This window comes from Sphingomonas sp. OTU376 (assembly GCF_038440415.1).
GTDB lineage: Bacteria > Pseudomonadota > Alphaproteobacteria > Sphingomonadales > Sphingomonadaceae > Sphingomonas > Sphingomonas kyeonggiensis_A.
On the sequence record NZ_JASATQ010000047.1, the window covers coordinates 1 to 19329 of the forward strand.

The window sequence follows — 19329 nt, forward strand, 5'->3', positions numbered from 1 at the left end:
GAGTTGCTTCGTGCCCGCGGCCCGCCGCCTGGCGCCGTGCTTGGCCTGCCGCGCGTGCCGCCGCGCGGCGAGGGCGCCCCCGGGGGGGCGCGGGGGGGGGGGGGCGCTATAAATATTGGGGCGGGGGGGGGGGGGGGGGGGGCGCGCCGGCGTCGGGGGTTTTTATATAAATTTTTTTTTTTATTTTTACCCCCCCCCCCCCCCCCCCCCCCCCCCCCGGGGGCCCAGGGTTACAGAGCGAGATCGTTCGTGGCTCTGGCCCCCGGCTTTCGCCGGGGAACCAGGACTTATTCCGCCGGCACCAGCTCGGGTGCATGGCCCCCTTCGTCATGCGCCTTCCGGTTGCCGCGCATCCTGGCGATGCGGTCCCCGAGTGCGCGGCACACGACGTAGAAGGTCGGGGTGAACAGCAGGCCGAAGGCAGTCACGCCCATCATCCCGAAGAACACCGCAGTACCGAGCGCCTGGCGGAGCTCCGCACCCGCACCGCTCGCGATCAGCAGCGGCACGGCGCCGAGGATGAAGGCGAACGACGTCATCAGGATCGGACGCAGGCGGTCACGCGCGGCACGCACTGCCGCCTCGACCGGGCTCAGGCCATCCTGCTCCTCGGCCTGCTTGGCGAACTCGACCACGAGGATCGCGTTCTTCGCCGCCAGCGCGATCAGCACGACCAGGCCGATCTGGGTCAGGACGTTATTGTCCATGCCCCTGAGGTTCACGCCGGCCATTGCCGCGAGCAGACACATCGGCACGATCAGGATGATCGCCAGCGGCATGGTCAGGCTCTCATATTGCGCCGCCAGCACCAGGAAGACGAACACCACGGCCAGGGCGAAGACGAGACCCGCGGTGCTGCCAGCCATCTTCTGCTGGAAGGCAATGCCGGTCCATTCGGCGTCATAACCAGGAGGCAGCTCACTCGCGAGCTTCTCCATCGTGTCGAGCGAGGCGCCCGAGCTGTAGCCCGGAGCGGTATCGCCATCCACTTCGACCGCCGGGAACAGGTTGTAGCGCGTCACGCGGTACGGACCGGTCTTGTTCTCGAAGGTCGACACCGAACCGATCGGCACCATCGCGCCACTGTTCGAACGGGTCTTGAGGTTGGCGATATCCGCCTCGGTCGAACGGAACGGCGCGTCAGCCTGCGCGGTCACGCGATAGGTGCGGCCGAGCATGTTGAAGTCGTTCACGAAGGCCGAGCCAAGATAGACGTTCAGCGCCTCGAACACCCGCTCCGGGGGCACGCCGAGCATGTCCGCCTTGCGACGGTCGATATCGGCGAACACGCGCGGGGTGGCGGTGTTGTAGAAGGTGTAGATCTGCTTCAGGCCGGGAGTCTGGTTGGCCTGGCCGATCAGCCCGAACGCGGTCTTGCCCAGTTCGTCATAGCCATGCTCGGCGCGGTCCTCGATCATCATCCGGTAGCCACCGGCCGAGCCGATGCCCTGGATGACGGGCGGGGGGACGACGAGCAGCATAGCCTCGTTGATATCGGCAGTGCGCTTGCGCGCCTCGCCCATGATGTCCTCGATGCTGACGCCCAGCTTCTTGCGCTCCTCGAAGGAGAGCAGCGGGACATAGGCGGCGGCCGAGTTCGGGGCGAGCGTCTGCGACGGGCCGTCGAAGCCGGCGAGCATGACCGAGCCCTTCACGCCCGGGATCGGCAGGATGCGGGCGACGACCTTGCGCATCACTTCGTCCGTACGCTCGAGCGACGAGCCCGGCGGCAGCTGGATGACGGTGAGGAAGTAGCCCTGGTCCTGCTGCGGGATGAAGCCGACCGGCGTCACCCAGAACATGCCCACGGTGGCGGCGATCAGGCCGACATAGGTGAGCATCATCCGCTTCGGACGGGTTACGAGCACCTGGGTGAGCTTGGCATAGCCGACGCTCATCCGCTCGAAGCCGGTGTTGAACGCATCGGCGCCGCGCTTGAACAGGCGCCCGATCGGGCCCTTGGCCTCGCCCTCGTGATGCTTGAGCAGCACCGCCGCCATTGCCGGCGAGAGGGTGAGCGAGACGAGCAGCGAGATCGCGGTCGCGGCCGAGATCGTCACGGCGAACTGCTTGTAGAAAGCGCCCGACAGTCCGTTGAGGAACAGGGTCGGCAGGAACACCGCGAGCAGCACCAGCACGATCGCAACGAGCGCGCCGGAGACTTCGTCCATCGAGGTCTTCGCCGCCTGGAGCGGCGTCATGCCCCGCGCCAGGTTGCGCTCGACATTCTCGACCACGACGATCGCGTCGTCGACGACGATGCCGATCGCCAGCACCAGGCCGAACAGCGAGAGGTTGTTGAGCGAGTAGCCGAGCGGCAGCAGCACCGCCATCGTGCCGATCAGCGAGACCGGGATGGCGAGCACCGGGATGATCGCCGCGCGCCACTTCTGGAGGAAGACGATGACCACCAGCACGACGAGCAGGATTGCCTCGCCCAGCGTGTGATAGACCGCGTCGATCGACTGCGAGATGAACTCGGTCGGGTTGTAGATGACGCGATATTCCAGTCCCTTGGGGAAGTTCTTGGACATCAGCTTCAACTGGTCCTGCACCGCGTTGGCAGCGGCGAGGGCGTTGGAGCCCGGGCGCTGGAAGACGGCGAGGATCACGGTCGGCTTGTTCGAGAGATAGGTGTTGGACGAATAGTCCGCCGCACCCAGCTCGACGCGCGCCACATCGCTCACCCGCACTTGGTGCCCATCGGCATCGGTACGGATCACGACCTGGCCGAACTGCGCCGGGTCCTTCAGACGGCCCTGCGTCTCGATGTTGAGCTGGAAGGCATTGCCGGTCGGGGTCGAGCCCGGCTGGCCGAGCGTGCCGGCGGCAACCTGGACGTTCTGCGCGCGCAGCGCCTGGACGATGTCGCCTGCGGTCAGGTTGAGCGCGGCGGCCCGGCCCGGATCGATCCACACGCGCATCGCATAGTCGCGCGCACCGAACATGCGCACGTCACCCACGCCTTCGACACGGGCAAGGCGGTCCTTCACCTGCGTGAGCGCGTAGTTCGAGATGTACTCGCGATCGACCGAGTTGTCCGGCGAGATCAGGTTCACCACCAGCAGGAAGTCCGGCGTGGTCTTGCGCGTCACGACGCCAAGGCGCTGCACTTCCTCGGGAAGCCGCGGAATGGCGACCGCGACGCGGTTCTGCACCAGCACCTGCGCCGCATCCAGGTTGGTCCCGGACTTGAAGGTGACGGTGATGGTGACGTTGCCGTCACCGGTCGACTGCGACGACTGGTAGAGCATGTCGTCGACGCCGTTGATCTCCTGCTCGATCGGCGCGGCCACGGTTTCCGCGACCGTCTCTGCCGAGGCGCCCGGATAGGAAGCGGTGACCGTCACCGTCGGCGGGACGATGTCGGGATATTGGGAAATCGGCAGCGCCAGATAGGCGATCGCGCCGATGATCGTGATGATCACCGCGATCACAGCCGCGAAGATCGGGCGCGTGATGAAGAACCGTGAGAGGCGCATCGGGCCACTCCTCGTGAATTGAGTTCGGAAAAAGGGTCAGCCGCCGGCCCCTGGGGAGAGCCGGCGGCTGATGGTCAACGGGCGAAGGTAGCTTCGCCGGTGACCGGCGCCGTGAGGGCCGGCGCCTGACTGGTTGCGGTGGGCTCGATCTTGCCGGCCTTGGGGGTCACCTTGCCCCCGGGCTGCGCGAACTGGGTGCCCGAGATCACGACCTTGTCCTGGGCGGTCAGGCCCGAGCGGACGACACGCAGGCCGTCGACCACGGGACCGAGCGTCACCGGCTTCGGTGCGACCGTGCCGTCCTTGCCGACGACCAGCACCAGCTTGCGGGCCTGGTCGGTCTGGATCGCGGCATCGGGCACCATCAGCGCCTGGGTGGTGCCGCCGGCCGAGAGGCGCATGTTGCCGAACATGCCGGGCGTCAGGAACATGCCCGGGTTGCTCAGCACTGCGCGCCCGCGGATCGTGCCCGACTTGGGATCGAGGCCGTTATCGGTGAAGTCGAGCTTGCCCTTCCACTTGTAGTCGGTCTCGTCCTGGAGACGGATCTCCACCGGCGATTCCTGGGCACCCGCTTCCTTCGCGCGCTTGGTCTTGAGGAACAGCGCCTCGGAACCGTCGAAGGTGAAGTAGATCGGATCGAGCGCGTTGATCGTGGTCAGCAGCGAACCGCCCTGCCCCTCGCCCGCGGCGACCAGGTTGCCCGGATCGACGCGGCGGTCCGAGATGCGGCCGGCGATCGGCGCGCGGACCTGGGTGAACTCCATATCGAGCGCGCGGCTGCGCACCCGGGCCTGGGCGGCCGACACCGCCGCACCGGCGGCGCGGACACGTGCCTGGAGCCGCTCGACATCGCTCTTCGACACCGCTTCCACGGAGACCAGCCGCTCGGCGCGGCCCAGGTCGGAACGGGCAAGCGCGAGATCGCTCTCGGCGCTGGCCAGCCCGGCGCGTGCCTCGGCAAGCGCTGCGGCGAAGGGGCGCTGGTCGATCGTGAAGAGCAGCTGGCCCTTCTGGACGATCGCGCCGTCGGTGAAGTGGACGCCGGTGATCGCACCCGAGACGCGCGGACGCACCTCGACGGCGCGGCTCGGCTCGAAGCGGCCGACATAGTCGTCCCACTCGTTGATGTCGCGGGCGAGCGGCGCCGACACGGTCACCACCGGCGGCGGCGGTGCTGCCATCGCGGCGGGTGCGTCCTTGCTGGCAATGCCCAGCCCGGCGGCGACGAGCACCACCGGGATCGCGACCAGGCTGCCGCGCTGCCACAGCGGCATGCGGCGGATACGGTCCGAGACGCCCGGCTTGTTGTCACCGGTCTCGGTTTCGATGCGCGAGATCATGTTCATTGGAATCGCTTCCCCTGATTCAGGGCTGCACGGCCACGGCTGATGGAGGCGAGCAGCGTTTCATATTGGTCGGGCGTGAAGCCCGCTTCGTGAAAGGCGCGGATCTCGTGGCGCGGCAGGGCATAGCCCTTGTGCCAGGCGAGCACTGCGACACGCCGCAGCGCCTCCAGCTTCTGATCCGCCAGTTTCGGATTGGGGCTCTCTCCCCCGAAGATCATGCCCAGCGCCATCGACAGGCGCCCGGGTTTCTCCAGCGAGGCAAGCCGGTCGTGCTGGGCGATCGCCACGACCTGCCATTCGAGCGCGGAGAAGCCGCTGACCGGAAGCACATCTGCGGGCGCCGCGACCGGGCTGCCCTGGAGCTCCGAAAAGTTGAGATAGGCCATCATCTTTCCTCCTGCGTGTTGCCCGGCGGAAGGCAAAAACCTCCCCGTGCCGCGCGGAACCCCTTCCGCCGGCATTTCCGGTCATCCCCAACCGGCACGAGACGGGGCTGTCGCGCAGACGCATGTGTCTGCGGCGCACCGGCTCGGTCCTGTCCAAATTTCAGCGCTGCTGGAGTTTCGGGGCGGGGCCCCAGCCCCATTCCCTCGCTTCGGCAACTTCCCTCATTTCTATACTGACTGGTATAGAAATCGTGCTGCGTTGCGTCAAGGGCTTTTTATACTGGTCGGTACTTTTTGTCGAGCTAGGGGTGAAAAAAGTTCCAGATCCCCCGGGTCCCTCCCCCTCATCCCGGCGAAAGCCGGGATCTCAGGCGATGGCAGGAAGAGAGCCGCACGAGATCCCGGCTTTCGCCGGGATGACGGCCTTCTCTTCCGCTTGCGCTTATTTGCTCGGCCAGCAGGCCAGGCTGGTGTCGATCAGCTTCTTCAGGTCGACGCACGACGTCCCGCTGCCGGCCTGCAGCGCGATGCCCTGCAGGAGGGCGAACAGATAAGCGGTCAGGCCGATCACGTCGGTATCCGCCGGAAGGTCACCCTCGGCCTTCGCACGCTCGAACCGGTCGATCAGGCTCTGCTTCACGATCGCCCCGCGCGCGAGCACCTCGGCGCGGATCGACTCGGCTTCGGTGCCGCAGGCCACCGAATTGATCACGCCCATGCATCCCTTGGGGTCGCAGGTGCTCATCTGCATCTCGAGCGCGCCGGTCAGCAGTCGCTCGGCCACTCCGCGCGCGGTCGGCGCGTCGAGCGCCTTGCCCATATAATCGAGCTTTTCACGCTGATAGAGGTCGAGCGTCTTCTTGAAGAGCGCTTCCTTGTTGCCGAACGCCGCATACAGGCTCGGCCGGGTGATCCCCATCGCCTCGGTCAGATCGCTCAGCGAGGCACCCTCATAACCCTTGGTCCAGAAGACGCGCAGCGCCGAGGTCAACGCCGAGTCGGTGTCGAATTCGCGGGGGCGGCCCTTGGTGGGCTGGCAGGCGGTGATTTCCATAATGACCGGTACATAATAGCAAAAGCGCAAAAAGCCAATGCCTTGCCGCATGCTCCGGTTCCAGCCCCCTGAACCACTGTATTTTCACGGGTGTGAACTTATCGGCGGGCAGTATTAGGCGGATGTAATGGTTAACTCTGGCCGACTCGCCAATTGTCGAACGTATCGTGCGCTTGCTCCGCAAGTAGCCGATGCACGCGATCAATATAGGTGGAGATCGGCGGTCATCGGAGCCTGAGATGAGAGCTGGGGCGCTCCATCGAGGACTGGACCGGTACGGTATAACCTTGCTGGCGGTGACAATCGCATGCGGGCTTCGCGCCCTGATCGATCCCTGGACCGATGACCGGCCCTATTATCTGATCTTCCTCCTGCCGATACTCGTCGCAGCGATCCTGTGCGGGCTCCTCCCCGGCCTGCTCGCGGTGCTGTTGTCGCTGGTCGCGGAGAACCTCGTTCGCCCCGCGCAAGGAGATTTCCCCGATCTCCTGCTGTTCCTGCTCGCGTCCGGGCTCCTGCTTCTTTTCGTCAGCTGGTTCCGGACCGGCCGCGGCACGACGCGTCCGCCGACGGATTCGCAGCAGGAAACCGAGCGCCAGCTCAAGGCGAGCGTCAATCAGTTCCGCTCGGTGCTCGCCACCGTGCCCGACGCGATGATCGTGATCGACGATCGCGCGCACATCCTGTCCTTCAGCGCGGCGGCCGAGCGGCTGTTCGGCTTCAGCGAGGCCGAAGTCGTCGGCACCAACATCAACCGGCTGATGCCCAACCCCGATCGCGAGCGGCATGACGACTATATCGCCCGCTATCTGACGACCGGCGAGCGCCGCGTGATCGGCCGCGGCCGCACCGTGATCGGCCAGCGGCGTGACGGCTCGACCTTTCCGATGGAGCTCTCGGTCGGTGAAGCGATCACCGATGGCGACCGGGTGTTCACCGGATTCATCCGCGATCTGACCGAGAAGCAGAAGGCCGAGGACCGGATCGAGCAGCTGCGCGGCGAACTGGTCCATGCCGCGCGTGTCAGCGCGATGGGCACCATGGCTTCCACCCTGGCGCACGAGCTCAACCAGCCGATCACCGCGGTGGTCAACTATGTCCGTGGCGCCGGCAATCTGATGCGCGGCAACGAGAGCCCTGACCTGTCGGTGATCCAGCACGCGCTCGACGAAGCGACCAACGAAGCGATGCGCGCAGGCGGGATCGTCCGGCGCCTGCGCGAATTCGTGGCACGCGGCGACAGCGAGAAGAGCGTCGAGGACCTCGATGCGCTGGTCGAGGAGGCCGCCAAGCTCGCGCTGATCGGCGCACGCGAACGCGGCGTCGACTCCTTCTTCGAAATCGATCCCGCCAGCTCGGTCGTGCTGGTCGACAAGATCCAGACGCAGCAGGTGCTGATCAACCTGATGCGCAATGCCGTGGATGCGATGTCCGCATCGCCGATCCGGCGCCTCACCATATCGAGCAGGGCCGAGCCGAACGGCTATGTCCGCGTCACCGTGGCCGACACCGGCACGGGCATCGCCCCCGATATCGCGGAGAATCTCTTCCGCGCCTTCAACAGCAGCAAGGACGGCGGAATGGGGCTTGGCCTCTCCATCTGCCGCACCATCGTAGAGGCCAATGGCGGAAAGATCTGGATGGAGGCCTGCCCCGGCGGCGGCACTGCATTCCACTTCACGCTTATCCGCATGGAAACGGAGCAGTCCGAATGAATGACCGCCGGCTGGTACACATCATCGACGACGAGGACAGCGTCAGGAACTCGATCGGGTTCATGCTGCAGACGACGGGCTATTCCGTGCGCACCTGGCCTTCCGGCGTCGCCTTTCTGCGCGAGCTGCGCAATGTCGAGCCCGGCTGCATCCTGCTCGACATACGCATGCCGGAGATGGACGGGCTGCAGGTGCAGCATCAGCTCAACGAGCGCGGCGTGACCATGCCCGTTATCGTGCTTACCGGGCATGGCGACGTGACGATCGCGGTGAAGGCGATGCGCAACGGCGCCTTCGATTTCCTCGAGAAGCCGTTCGAGGCCGATCAGCTGCTCTCGGCGATCGAGAACGGGTTCGAGCGTGCCAACGAAGCGAACAGCGCCACCCGCACCGATGCCGCGCGCACCCAGCTCGCCAGCCTTTCGGCGCGCGAGCGCGAAGTGCTCGACGGGCTCGCCGCCGGCTTCCCGAACAAGACCATCGCCTATGATCTCGGCATCTCGCCGCGCACGGTGGAAGTCCACCGCGCGAACCTGATGCAGAAGCTCGGCGCGCGCAGCCTGTCCGAGGCACTGCGCGTGACCTTCACTGCGGAGATGGGCGCCTAGGCTGCTACGGATGCCGCTTTCGGTTCCCCGGCGAAGGCCGGGGAACGCGCACGACATCCTTGCAATGTAGGATTTCGCCTGCTGCGATCGAGCGGCCAGCCCATGGCAGGCCGCTCTTTGACCCCGGTAAAAAATAGGATCACGCACACGCAACAATGTTGCGAGAGGCGGCCGGTTACCGAGGAAATGGGGAAAATAGTGGCCCGCAAAACCCACTCTTGGCCTGTACTTTGTGTACTTTCGCGAGTCGGCGCACCTGCGGTGTTGGAGCCCTAGAACCAGCCCGCCGTCTCGCCGAGCATCCAGATGCCGGCGGCGAGGAACAGCACCGCGGCAATGCCGTGGACCAGCCTGAGCGGCACTCGCTGCAGCAGCGCATTGCCCAGGAACACCGCCGGGACATTGGCCAGCATCATCCCCAGCGTGGTACCCGCCGTGACCGCCCAGACATTGTGGAAGCGCGCGCCCAGCGCCACGGTCGCCAGCTGGGTCTTGTCGCCCATCTCGACCACGAAGAAGGCGATCGCAGTCGTCAGGAATGCGCCGAACCGCGCCGGCTTGTCCTCCAGGTCGTCGATCTTGTCGGGGATCAGCGTCCACAGGCCCATGGCGATGAACGACGCGGCGATCAGGTAGCGGAACCAGGTGCCCTGCAGCAGCTGCGCCGCTTCGGAGCCGACCAGCGCGGCGAGGAAGTGGTTGGCCAGCGTCGCCGCCAGGATGCCGAGGATGATCGGCACCGGCTTCTTGAAGCGGGTGGCGAGCAGGATGGCGAGCAGCTGGGTCTTGTCGCCGATCTCGGCGAGCGCGACGAGCGCAGTGGAGCTGAACAGGGCTTCGAACAAAGGAATACTCCGGGCCGGACGGAGACGAAATCCAACGACATCGCACCTCCCCGCCCGGCTGGAGCGGAGATGCGACGCCATTGGTCTCGCCCGAACGGTGCTCCCGTCCCTCCCGCGCCATGGCCTCTCGACCAAGTATGTTGACGCGGGAGCCCGCGCGATTTGCGCGGCTGGCTACTCCCCAAATAGCGAGTTGCTGCGTGAAGCAGCACAGCGCGGCCCCTACGGCACGCGCCTGCCGAAATCCAGCATTTTGTGTTCAGCCCGCCAGGCTGAGCAGTCGATGCTCCGTGCCGGGCTCCTCGCCCGGCTCCCCGCGCAGCGAAGCCAGCAGATCGCTGATCGAGCGCACCGGCGAGGAATCGAGGAAGCGACTGCCCCAGTCCCGCGCCAGCGCCGCGGCGTCCGCCCCGGTGTCGGCCAGGATCGAGGGAAAGGCGATACGCAGCCTGGGACCGGCGAACAGCTGGTCCGGCGATGCCGTCACCGCCGATCCAAGCGGCCGGACGAACACGGCGCCCGCCACCTTCTCGACATAGGAAGCCGGCGACAGCCGCGCCCACCAGGTCACGGCAAAACAGCCAATGCCATGTGCGACCAGGATCACGGGGCGCTCGGTAAGCCGCACCGCCTCGTCGAGGCGCGCCGCCCACAGGTTGCGCCCGCCACCACCGGCGCCAAGCTCGATGATCTGACCGGCATGGGCAAGCAGGCCACGCGCGGGTCGGTCGGCACGATCATAGATCGTCAGGGTCGGAAGCGACGAATCGAAGAGGCCATTCTCGGGCATTCGGTATCTCCCTTGATAAGGGGAAAGCACGCTCAACGAGTCGCCAGCGTATTCCTACTGTACCGCTATGCAATTCGCCCTGCGCCAGAATGAGTGCGCCGCGCGCCGAAATCGCATGGTACCGCTTACATGCTCTCGACCCGCCCCGCCCCGGCGGTCGGATTTCATCGCAACACGCTCCGACTCGGACGCTTATGGCGCGATCCGGCGCGCCTCGCCCCGCAGCGTCGCCCGCGTGCCTGTTCTCCAATCCGGAGGCGGCGCAGCGGGGCAGGCTGCAGGCAAATGCCTGGCCGATCGGGTCGGCAGGGGTTCTCAACGGAATTGACCGAGCGCGATGCAGCCCGCCGCGCGAGCGAAAGAGGGAGTGGCCCGCCACCGAGTGACCCGAGCACGGGCACCGCCGCGGCCCACCAACAAAAGGGCAAGCAATGATAAACCGAACCAAGACCATGACCCGCTTCCTGCGGGGCTCGACGGCGCTTTGCGGCGCGATGCTGATCGCCATGCCGGCCCATGCGCAGGAAGCCGCCGCGCCGGCAGCGCAGGACAGCACCACGGTACCCGCGGCGCCCGTCGCACAGGAAGAAACCGGCGAAGCGATCGTCGTCACCGGCTCGCTCTTCCGCCGCCCCAATGCCGAAACGCCGTCGCCGGTCACCGTGCTTTCGGCCCAGACGCTGGAGGAGCGCGGTCTGAACACCGTTTCGGAGGCCCTGCAGCGTGTCTCGGCCGGCAACGCCGGCACGATCACCGCGGGCTGGAACAATGGCAACAACTTCGCCTCCGGCGCCACGGCGATCTCGCTGCGCGGCCTGACCGTGCAGGCCACGCTCACCATCTTCGACGGCCTGCGCATGGCTCCCTATCCGCTCGCCGATGACGGCCAACGCAACTTCGTCGACCTGAACACCATCCCCAACGCGATCGTCGAGCGCATCGAAGTCCTGCGCGACGGTGCATCCTCCACTTATGGTGCCGACGCGGTCGCCGGCGTGATCAACGTGATCACCAAGAAGCAGGTTACCGGCCTTCATCTCAACGCATCCGCCGGCATTTCCCAGCGCGGCGATGCCGGGGAGCGCCGCTTCGATGCGACCTGGGGCTTCGGCGACCTGAACGAACAGGGCTTCAACTTCTACGTCAGTGGAGAATACCAGAAGCAGGATCCGCTCTGGGCGCGCGACCTTGGCTATCCGTTCAACACCGCCGACTGGAGCAAGATCTGCAAGGCGGACGGCATCTGCCTGCAGAACCGAAACCTCAACGGCGTCAGCGCCAATGGCAGGGCGCGGACATTCTTCGAGGCTCCCGGCATCACCTATACCCGCCCGGTCACCACGCCCGGCTCGGATGCCGGCACCGGACGCGTAACCCAGCTCAACCCCGCGCTGGGCTGCGGACGCTTCTCGCCGATCCAGCTGACCGCGGCGCAGATTGCCGCATCGACGCTTGCACCTGCCGATGGCCGTGTCTGTGAAGTCAACAACGTCGCGGCCTACCGGATGCTGCAGCCGGAAATCGAGCGCATCGGCGCATCGGCCCGCTTCACCGCCAATATCGGTGAGCATCATCGGCTCTATGCCCAGGCCAATTTCTACCAGACGAGTAGCTTCGCTTCGGCCGCGCCCTACGCCTTCGTCGGCCAGCCGACCCCGCCGACCGGTGATGCGGGCGTGTATGAGCTTATCGCGCCGGTCTATGTCTGCCCGACGGGCGTGGGCACCCTGAACGGCGTCGGCACGGGCTGCAACGCCACCAACGGGACGCTCAACCCCTACAACCCCTATGCGGCCGCGGGGCAGACCGCCCAGCTGTTCTTCACGCCGGACAGCCCGGTAACCGACGAGCCGAAATCGCGTGCATTGCGCGGCACCATCGGCCTTTCGGGAGACATCGCCGAGGGCTGGAACTATTCGGCCGACTTCACCGCGTCGAACGTCCGGCTGCGCCGCGTGCAGGGCAACTACATGATCCCGCAGCGGCTCATGGATGTCGTCGCACGGGGCACGTTCAACTTCAGCAACCCGAAGGCAACGCCCCAGGACGTCTGGGACTATATCATGCCGAGCCAGACCACGATCTCGGAGTCCAACCTGTGGCAGGCAACCGCCAACGTCACGCACAAGCTCTTCACCCTGCCGGGCGGCGATCTCCAGGTGGCAGGTGGCGTCGCCTATCGCCACGAGTCGATCGACGCGCCCAGCGCCAATCCGCAGAACGATGCCCATCCCTATGATCGCTACTATGGCATCAACGCAGTAGGCACCGCGGGCAATCGCAACGTCTTCTCGGCATTCGGCGAAATCGATGCGCCGATCATCAAGCAGTTCGAGATGAACCTGTCGGGCCGCTACGACTCCTACTCGACCGGCCAGAAGAACTTCTCGCCCAAGGTTGGCGCCAAGTTCACGCCGATCCCGCAGGTGGCGGTGCGCGGCACCTGGTCAAAGGGTTTCCGCATCCCGAGCTTCAACGAAGCGTTCGGCCTGCCGACCACCGGCTATGTAACCATCGGCGGCGAAGGCTTCTGCGACAGTCAGCCCGCGTTCTGCGCGGCGCATGGCAACAACAACTATGCGAATACGTCCTTCTCGATCGGCCTGGTCAACAAGGGCAATCCGAACCTGAAGCCGGAACGGTCCGAAAGCATCACTGCCGGCTTTATCTTCGAGCCGATCCGCAACGTCAGCTTCACCGTCGATTTCTGGCGAATCAAGGTGCGCGACCTGATCGTCGGCGTGACGGACTCCGGGCCGGCCGTGGAGCAATATTATGCGAACAACGGCGTCGTGAACATTCCGGGCTTCGTCGTCCGCCCAGCGCTGCGCGACCAGCAATTCCCGAACGCGCTGCCGCATATCGGCTTCATCGAGACCTCCTACGCCAACGCCAACCAGCAGCTGGTCGAGGGCATCGACCTGGGCGTAAACGCGAACTTCAAGGTCACGGACGGCGTCAAGCTGATCAGTTCGTTCGAAGCCTCGTATCTCAACAAGAACCATCTGACCCCGGTCGATCCGATCACGGGCAAGCCGGGCAAGGCGCAGGAATATGAGGGCACGCTGAGCCCGTGTAACACCACCTCCTGCTCGGGTTCGCCGCGCTGGCGCGCCAGTTGGCAGAACACGCTGGACCTGGGCAGCACCCTCGTGTCGGTGACCGCCTATTACACGTCCGGCTACGACGTCGCCCGCGTCGACTTCGGCGGCAAGCCGGGCGATTGCGCCAGCGCGATCGCCACCGGTTCCAAAGCCTATACCGACGGCTCGCCCTATGCCTGCCGTTCCAAGGCGGTCTGGAACGTCGATATGACGGCATCGCAGAAGATCAGCGACCAGTTCTCGATCTATCTGAACGTGCTCAACCTGCTCAACACGAAGCCGCCGTTCGATCCGACCGCGGCCTATGGCCTCTACGGCTACAATCCGGCCTGGGCCGGGCCGAATGCCCTTGGTCGCTATTTCCGGATCGGCGCCAAGGTCGACTTCTGATTGCCCTCTCGAGGGGTAATCGCTGGGGGAGCGGCATGCCGCTCCCCCTTTTTGCGCGCACCACCCGCGCTTTCGCTAATGCGATTGACTCGCAATATAGCCTTCCCTAACGAGCCCCCGAACGATCCGCTTCTGGGGAACCGGGATGAACAGCCTTTTCCGTGGCGCATTGCTCGCCAGCGCCATGCTCCTGCCTTCGGCCGCCTGGGCCCATGGTCCCGACGGGGAGGACGACCAGGACAAGGCGCGCGACGAGATCGTCGTCACTGGCACGGTCGAGCAGAAGACCCCCTCCGCCACCGGCCTGTCGCTCACGCCGAAGGAAACCCCGCAGTCGATCACGATCATCGATCGCACCCGCATCGACGATTTCGCTCTCAACAACGTCAACGACCTGCTCACCCAGACCGTCGGCATCAATGTCGAGCGGGTCGAGACCGACCGCACCTATTTCAACGCGCGCGGCTTCGACATCACCAATTTCCAGTTCGACGGCATCGGCATGCCTCTGGTCGCCGGCATCCAGTTCGGCGACCTCGACACCGCGCTGTTCGACAGGGTCGAAGCGATCCGCGGCGCCAATGCGATCATGACCGGCATCGGCAATCCGTCGGCCACGATCAACTATGTCCGCAAGCGCCCGCTCGACGAACTCAAGGCCAGTGCCAGCATCCGCTATGGCAGCTGGAACAGCCGGCGCGCCGAGGGCGATGTCTCCGTACCGCTCAACGACGCGATCGGCGTCCGCCTGGTCTATGCGCACCAGGAAGGCGACAGCTACCTGGCCTATAACCGGGTCAACCGCGACGTGTTCGGCGCGACGATCGAAGCGAAGCTCCTCGACGGCCTGACCTTCACCGCCGGTTACAGCCGCCAGGACAATGATGCCTCGGGCGTGATGTGGGGCTCGCTCCCGCTCAGCTATACCGACGGCACCCGCATTCCCTATGCGCGCTCGGCCTCGACCGCAGCCGACTGGACCTATTGGAACACGCTCGACCAGACGGCCTTCGCCGAGCTGGCCTATGACATTGGCGGCGGCTGGTCGGCCAAGACGATCGCCACCTATCGTCGGCTCAGCTACGAAGCGAAGCTGCTCTACGCCTATGGCAATCCAGACAAGGCTACCGGGCTTGGCCTGGGCGGCATGGCCGGCATCTACCCGTCGGTCTACGACCAGTATCTCGGCGATTTCTACGTCTCGGGCCCGGTCAAGCTGTTCGGCCGCGAGCATCAGCTGGCGTTCGGCGTGTCGAGCGGCCGCACCGATGTGCACGAATGGGAGAATTTCTCGCTCGACGCGATCGACTATCCGCCGGTGCTCAGCCTCGGCCGTGTCGACATCGCCGAACCGAGTTATCCCGGCGAATATCTCGCCGCCGATTATTCGGACCGGCTGAAGCGCGCCTATGGCGCCGCGCATCTCAACCTTTCCGACCGGCTCAAGGCCGTGGTCGGCGTCAGCGCGATGTGGCTGGAATCGCTCGGCGATTCCTACGGCACCGATCAGTCGCGCAAGAACAGCAAGGTCAGCCCCTATGTCGGCGCGCTGTTCGATCTGACCCCGAACGTCTCGCTCTATGCGAGCTATACCGACATCTTCAATCCGCAGAGCGAGATCCTGATCAGCGGTCAGCGGCTCGATCCGGCGGCAGGCAGCAGCCTTGAAGGCGGCATCAAGAGCGAATGGTTCGGCGGCAAGCTCTACGCCACCGCCTCGCTGTTCCGCGCGAAGCAGAAGGGACTGGCAGCCTTTGCCGGCACCTGCGCCGCCACCGATCCCTGCCGGGCGGGCGACAGCTATTATACCGGTGTCGACACCACCTCGAAGGGCTTCGAGATCGAGTTCGCCGGCAAGGTGACCGACAACTGGTCGATCAGCGGCGGCTATACCGGCCTCAAGATCGAGGACGAGGCGGGCAACCCGGCGCGGACCTTCCTGCCGCGCAGGACGCTCAAGCTCGCCACCACCTATACGGTGCCCCAGCTCAACGACCTCAAGCTCGGCGCGCAGTTCCGCTGGCAGGGCGACATCACCTATGCCGATAGCGGCGTGCAGGCTTACGGCATCGTCACCGGCGACGTGATCCTGCGCCAGCCCAGCTATGCGGTGGTCGACCTGATGGCCAGCGTTCGCCTGGTCGACACGGTCCGCGCCAGCGTGAACGTGCGCAATGTCGGCAACGAGAAATATCTCGGCAGCCTGATGTGGGGCCAAGCCTATTATGCGGCACCGCGCAACGTCAGCGTCGCGCTCAGCTTCAACTATTGAGACCGGGCGCGTGGCAGGGGCAGCACAACAAAGACAGGGCTGGCGCTATCGCGCCAATGTCGCCGCGCGCGTGGTGGCAGGGACGATCGGCGCCTATGCCGTCGCCGCGCTCGCTGCCGCTGCGCTCGCACGCGTGCTGCCGATGCCCAGGGTCGAGGCGATCATCCCCGCCACCCTGCTCGCCCTGCTGATCGGGCCGGCTGTGACTATCTGGGCGTTTCTGGCTCGCGGTCCCTGGCGCGCCTGGGCCGGCATCGTGCTGGTCGGCGTGATCCTTGCCGCGATCGCCTGGGCAACGGGAGCCCCGGCGTGAGCGCGGCGGTTCGCGAGGGCGTTCGTCAGGTCATGGCCTGGCTGCACGGCTGGGTCGGGCTCCTGCTCGGCTGGGTGTTGTTCGTCATGTGCCTCGCCGGCACGCTCAGCCTGTTCAAGCCCGAGATCGGCCAGTGGATGCGCCCCGAGACCAACGCCAAGGCCGACCCGGCCGATGCGATCCAGGCCGCCGCGACCTGGCTCACCGCGAACGCGAAGGATTCCAACGCCTGGTTCTTCACCGTGCCCAGCGACCGGATGAACACGGTGGAGGCGACCTATGATACCGGCGGCAAATATCTCTATCGCGCGCTCGATCCGGTGACCGGCGCGCCCGCTCCGCGCGAGACGCTGGGCGGCGAATTCTTCTACCGCCTGCATTTCGAGCTGGAGCTGCCCTATCCCTGGGGACGGTTGCTCGCATCGATCGCGGCCATGGTGATGCTGGTCGCGCTGATCACCGGGATCATCGCGCACCGGCGCATCTTCAAGGACTATTTCACCTTCCGCCCGGCCAAGGGCCAGCGCTCCTGGCTCGACGGGCACAACGCGCTGGGCGTGCTCGCCACGCCCTTCCACCTGATGATCACCTTCACCGGGATCGTGACCCTGGCCTCGCTCAACATGCCCTGGGCGATCACCGCCACCTATGGCAACGACCTGGAGGCCGTGTACCACGACCTCTCGCCGGGCATCGCCGAGCGCGAACGCGCCAATGTGCCGGCGCCGCTCGCCCCGATCGCGCCGATGCTGCGCGAGGCTCAGCATCAGCTCGGTGGCACGATCGGCCGGGTCTATGTGCTCAATCCGGGCGACAAGGGCGCGGTGGTCAGCGTGTTCCGCTCGGACGCCGACCAGCTCGGCTTCAACATGGCCGAGATGAGCTTCGACGGCGTAACCGGCCAGCCGCTCCGCAAGTGGCGCGAGAACCGCGCCGCGGTGCAGACCTACAACATAGTCTACGGCCTCCACATGGCCCGCTTCGCGCCGATCTTCACCCGCTGGCTCTATTTCCTCGGCGGCGCGATGCTCACCCTCGCAATCGCCACCGGCATGGTGCTGTGGATCGTCAAGCGCCGCGAGCGTGCACCGCTCTCGATCGGCAATCGCATCGTCGAGCGCCTCAACGTCGGGGTTCTGGCCGGCGTACCACTGGGCTGCGCCGCCTATCTCCTCGCCAACCGCCTGTTGCCGCTCGGCATCGAAGGCCGGGCGGAGCTCGAGGTCTCGATCGCGCTCTACACCGCCGCCGCCGCGCTGGTGGTCGGCGCCGCACTCAAGCCGCGCTGGTCCTGGCCGCTGCTCACCGGCATCACTGCGCTGGCCTGCATGCTCGCCGCGATCCTCGGCCTTTCGGCCAGCGTCATGTCGGCCGTGCTGCTGGCCACTGGCGCCGCGCTCGCCTGGCTGGCGGTGCAGCAGAGCCGCGGGCCGAAGCAGCGGCCCCAGCGGCGGAGGCGCACGGCATGATCCTCGCCATCACCGGCCTGCTCTATCTCGGCATGTTCGCGCTCGCCGCCGGCATGTCGCGCCACGCCGATCCGCTGCTCGGCCTGCAGGCGAAGCTGACCGCGCTGCGGCACCCGGCTCGCTATGGCTGGGGGCTGGTCGCATTGTCGCTGCTGCTTGCGATCTTCGCGCATGATGGCGGCCAGGCGCTGGTGCTCTGGTTCGGGCTGATCCCGCTGGCCAGCGCGATCATCCTCCTCGGCCTCACCTATCGCCCGGCGGCTGCGCGCGCCGTGGTGCCGGTGGCGGCCGTGATGGTGCTGCTCGCGCCCTTCTTCTGATTCGGAGAAATCCGCGACACGATAGTGCTCGGCGGTGGGCGCTGGCTATGCTGTTGGGAAATATGGGCGGCTGGTGGAGCTGAGGGGAATCGAACCCCTGACCTCTGCAGTGCGATTGCAGCGCTCTCCCATCTGAGCTACAGCCCCGCCGCCTGTCTCCGGGGAACCCGGAGAGGCGCTGCATTAGCGGCGCTTTTTCCCCAATGCAACCGGCTTGCAACGCGCGCGGCAAAACGCTTCGCCAGTGCGGCGAACAGCACTGAATAAGCTGGCTTTTTCCGGAACCATCATACCCGCTCGTCCGCTGAATCCGCATCAACTCAGCCCAACCTGCAGTGGAGAGGATTCGATGAACGACCGTTACGGCGATCCCCGGTATTTCGGCCCCGAGGACCAGTATCAGGTGAGCGGCGCCCGACGCGCCGGAGGTGAGCATTATTCGAGCGCCCGCGAATATGCGGCGGCTGGCGCGTTCGGCAAGGGACGCGGCTATCGCGGCAACCACGGCTATGGCGGCGGCTATGGCAACGACTGGGATCGCGGCGGCCGTGACTATCGCACCGATCGTGGCAACTGGGATACGCCGCGCGGCTACGGCGAAGATCGCGAGTACCGCGCGGGCTATGATCCAGATCGCGGCTTTTTCGACCGCGCCGGTGACGAGGTCCGTTCCTGGTTCGGCGATCGCGAGGCGGAGCGTCGCCGCGAAGCCGATATGCGCTACGACGCTCGCCACGGGCGCGACGAGCGCTGGGCGCAGGGGCCTGACGACCATTATTCGGGCTGGCGCCGCCAGCGCATCGCCGAGCTCGACAATGACTATGACGAATATCGCCGCGAGAACGCCCAGCGCTTCGAAAACGAATTCAACAGCTGGCGGACCGACCGCCAGGGTCAGCGCGATGGCCTGCGCCGGGTAAGCGAGCATATGGAAATCGTCGGGTCGGATGGCGCGCATGTCGGCACGGTCGACAAGATCCGCGGCGACCGCATTGTCCTGACCAGGAACGACAGCGATGCCGGCGGCCATCACCACTCGATCCCGTCGCGCTGGATCCAGTCGGTCGATGACAAGGTAACGCTGCGCAAGACCGCGGACGAGGCGCATGCGGCGTGGAAGGACGAGGAACGCTCCGGCGCGCTGTTCGGCGGGCGCGACGATCAGGACTGGAATCGCGACCGGAACCTGAACCGGAGCTTCCCCGGGACCTATTGATCCCCAGATAACAGAT

The 19329-nt window shown here is 66.0% G+C and carries 14 protein-coding genes, 1 tRNA gene and 1 riboswitch; of the genes, 8 read left to right on the forward strand and 7 right to left on the reverse strand.

Translation table 11 applies throughout. The annotated features are described in order from the left end of the window. Positions 1–287: 287 nt before the first annotated feature. The 4 genes from AAHM44_RS17525 to AAHM44_RS17540 form a co-directional block, all read right to left on the reverse strand. Entirely contained in the window at positions 288–3482 is a 3195-nt protein-coding gene (locus AAHM44_RS17525) for an efflux RND transporter permease subunit (RefSeq protein WP_342250785.1), read from the reverse strand. Positions 3483–3556: 74 nt separating this feature from the next. After that, the gene (locus tag AAHM44_RS17530; RefSeq protein WP_184170294.1) at positions 3557–4831 is read right to left on the reverse strand and encodes an efflux RND transporter periplasmic adaptor subunit; all 1275 of its coding nucleotides are present in this window, start codon (positions 4829–4831) and stop codon (positions 3557–3559) included. Further along, on the reverse strand, positions 4828–5217 hold the full coding sequence (locus AAHM44_RS17535) for a hypothetical protein (RefSeq protein WP_184170297.1): 390 nt from the start codon (positions 5215–5217) through the stop codon (positions 4828–4830). Before AAHM44_RS17535 ends, AAHM44_RS17530 begins: the two co-directional genes overlap by 4 nt. Positions 5218–5659: 442 nt before the next feature. Beyond that, positions 5660–6271 (reverse strand): TetR/AcrR family transcriptional regulator, encoded by a 612-nt coding sequence (locus AAHM44_RS17540; protein ID WP_184170300.1) that lies wholly within the window; start codon positions 6269–6271, stop codon positions 5660–5662. 239 nt (positions 6272–6510) lie between these two features. Between AAHM44_RS17540 and AAHM44_RS17545 the strand changes: the two genes are divergently transcribed. Both AAHM44_RS17545 and AAHM44_RS17550 read left to right on the forward strand, forming a co-directional pair. Next, entirely contained in the window at positions 6511–7986 is a 1476-nt protein-coding gene (locus AAHM44_RS17545; RefSeq protein ID WP_342250786.1) for a PAS domain S-box protein, read from the forward strand. After that, positions 7983–8594: a response regulator transcription factor gene (locus tag AAHM44_RS17550; RefSeq protein ID WP_269574282.1), complete on the forward strand. Its 612-nt coding sequence runs from the start codon at positions 7983–7985 to the stop codon at positions 8592–8594. The genes AAHM44_RS17545 and AAHM44_RS17550 overlap by 4 nt, the downstream gene beginning before the upstream one ends. Before the next feature lie 272 nt (positions 8595–8866). Here AAHM44_RS17550 and AAHM44_RS17555 read toward each other — a convergent pair whose 3' ends face one another. Then, positions 8867–9439 (reverse strand): TMEM165/GDT1 family protein, encoded by a 573-nt coding sequence (locus AAHM44_RS17555; protein ID WP_269574281.1) that lies wholly within the window; start codon positions 9437–9439, stop codon positions 8867–8869. A gap of 11 nt (positions 9440–9450) precedes the next feature. After that, positions 9451–9635: riboswitch (yybP-ykoY riboswitch) on the reverse strand. A 63-nt stretch (positions 9636–9698) separates the two neighbouring features. Further along, positions 9699–10229, reverse strand: a complete 531-nt coding sequence (locus AAHM44_RS17560) for an alpha/beta hydrolase (protein ID WP_269574280.1) — start codon at positions 10227–10229, stop codon at positions 9699–9701. Positions 10230–10660: 431 nt separating this feature from the next. On the opposite strand from AAHM44_RS17560, the gene AAHM44_RS17565 reads away from it, so the two are divergent. From AAHM44_RS17565 to AAHM44_RS17585, 5 genes are all read left to right on the forward strand, one after another. After that, on the forward strand, positions 10661–13723 hold the full coding sequence (locus AAHM44_RS17565; protein ID WP_342250787.1) for a TonB-dependent receptor domain-containing protein: 3063 nt from the start codon (positions 10661–10663) through the stop codon (positions 13721–13723). Positions 13724–13868: 145 nt separating this feature from the next. Beyond that, positions 13869–15995: a TonB-dependent siderophore receptor gene (locus tag AAHM44_RS17570; RefSeq protein WP_342250788.1), complete on the forward strand. Its 2127-nt coding sequence runs from the start codon at positions 13869–13871 to the stop codon at positions 15993–15995. A gap of 10 nt (positions 15996–16005) precedes the next feature. Further along, positions 16006–16308, forward strand: coding sequence for a DUF3649 domain-containing protein (locus AAHM44_RS17575; RefSeq protein WP_342250789.1), 303 nt, complete (start codon positions 16006–16008; stop codon positions 16306–16308). Positions 16309–16340: 32 nt separating this feature from the next. Then, positions 16341–17777, forward strand: a complete 1437-nt coding sequence (locus tag AAHM44_RS17580) for a PepSY-associated TM helix domain-containing protein (protein ID WP_446746001.1) — start codon at positions 16341–16343, stop codon at positions 17775–17777. Continuing rightward, positions 17774–18097 carry a DUF3325 family protein gene (locus AAHM44_RS17585; protein ID WP_342250791.1) on the forward strand — a complete coding sequence of 108 codons (324 nt, stop codon included), beginning with the start codon at positions 17774–17776 and terminating at the stop codon, positions 18095–18097. Before AAHM44_RS17580 ends, AAHM44_RS17585 begins: the two co-directional genes overlap by 4 nt. Positions 18098–18168: 71 nt before the next feature. Here AAHM44_RS17585 and AAHM44_RS17590 read toward each other — a convergent pair. Next, a tRNA-Ala gene (locus AAHM44_RS17590) sits at positions 18169–18244 on the reverse strand. 202 nt (positions 18245–18446) lie between these two features. On the opposite strand from AAHM44_RS17590, the gene AAHM44_RS17595 reads away from it, so the two are divergent. Then, positions 18447–19313: a DUF2171 domain-containing protein gene (locus AAHM44_RS17595; protein WP_342250792.1), complete on the forward strand. Its 867-nt coding sequence runs from the start codon at positions 18447–18449 to the stop codon at positions 19311–19313. Positions 19314–19329: the final 16 nt, after the last annotated feature.

Coding starts and splice junctions, on each gene's coding strand:
- AAHM44_RS17595 (WP_342250792.1), top strand. CDS start 18,447: ATGAACGACCGTTACGGCGATCCCCGGTATTTCGGCCCCGAGGACCAG.
- AAHM44_RS17580 (WP_446746001.1), top strand. CDS start 16,341: ATGGCCTGGCTGCACGGCTGGGTCGGGCTCCTGCTCGGCTGGGTGTTG.
- AAHM44_RS17565 (WP_342250787.1), top strand. CDS start 10,661: ATGATAAACCGAACCAAGACCATGACCCGCTTCCTGCGGGGCTCGACG.
- AAHM44_RS17525 (WP_342250785.1), bottom strand. CDS start 3,482: ATGCGCCTCTCACGGTTCTTCATCACGCGCCCGATCTTCGCGGCTGTG.
- AAHM44_RS17540 (WP_184170300.1), bottom strand. CDS start 6,271: ATGGAAATCACCGCCTGCCAGCCCACCAAGGGCCGCCCCCGCGAATTC.
- AAHM44_RS17570 (WP_342250788.1), top strand. CDS start 13,869: ATGAACAGCCTTTTCCGTGGCGCATTGCTCGCCAGCGCCATGCTCCTG.
- AAHM44_RS17550 (WP_269574282.1), top strand. CDS start 7,983: ATGAATGACCGCCGGCTGGTACACATCATCGACGACGAGGACAGCGTC.
- AAHM44_RS17585 (WP_342250791.1), top strand. CDS start 17,774: ATGATCCTCGCCATCACCGGCCTGCTCTATCTCGGCATGTTCGCGCTC.
- AAHM44_RS17545 (WP_342250786.1), top strand. CDS start 6,511: ATGAGAGCTGGGGCGCTCCATCGAGGACTGGACCGGTACGGTATAACC.
- AAHM44_RS17535 (WP_184170297.1), bottom strand. CDS start 5,217: ATGGCCTATCTCAACTTTTCGGAGCTCCAGGGCAGCCCGGTCGCGGCG.
- AAHM44_RS17530 (WP_184170294.1), bottom strand. CDS start 4,831: ATGAACATGATCTCGCGCATCGAAACCGAGACCGGTGACAACAAGCCG.
- AAHM44_RS17560 (WP_269574280.1), bottom strand. CDS start 10,229: ATGCCCGAGAATGGCCTCTTCGATTCGTCGCTTCCGACCCTGACGATC.